This is a genomic window from Corynebacterium glyciniphilum AJ 3170 (assembly GCF_007673095.1).
Classification (GTDB): Bacteria; Actinomycetota; Actinomycetes; order Mycobacteriales; family Mycobacteriaceae; genus Corynebacterium.
The window spans coordinates 1-333 of record NZ_VDYZ01000121.1 but is presented as its reverse complement, the minus strand read 5'-3'; the positions used below and the strand labels follow the sequence as shown (position 1 = coordinate 333).

At 51.7% G+C, this 333-nt stretch carries 1 rRNA gene; it reads left to right on the top strand.

The features are described from left to right. Positions 1 to 333 (top strand): 23S ribosomal RNA (locus FS507_RS16625); the annotation flags it as partial.

The following is a 333-nucleotide window of genomic DNA, read 5'->3' as shown; positions in this document are numbered from 1 at the left end:
ATGTTGGCTTAGAAGCAGCCATCATTTAAAGAGTGCGTAATAGCTCACTAGTCGAGTGACACTGCGCCGAAAATGTACCGGGGCTAAACATATTACCGAAGCTGTGGATTGTCCTTCGGACAATGGTAGGAGAGCGTTCTAAGGGCGTCGAAGCATGATCGCAAGGACATGTGGAGCGCTTAGAAGTGAGAATGCCGGTGTGAGTAGCGAAAGACGGGTGAGAATCCCGTCCACCGATTGACTAAGGTTTCCAGAGGAAGGCTCGTCCGCTCTGGGTTAGTCGGGTCCTAAGCTGAGGCCGACAGGCGTAGGCGATGGATAACAGGTTGATAT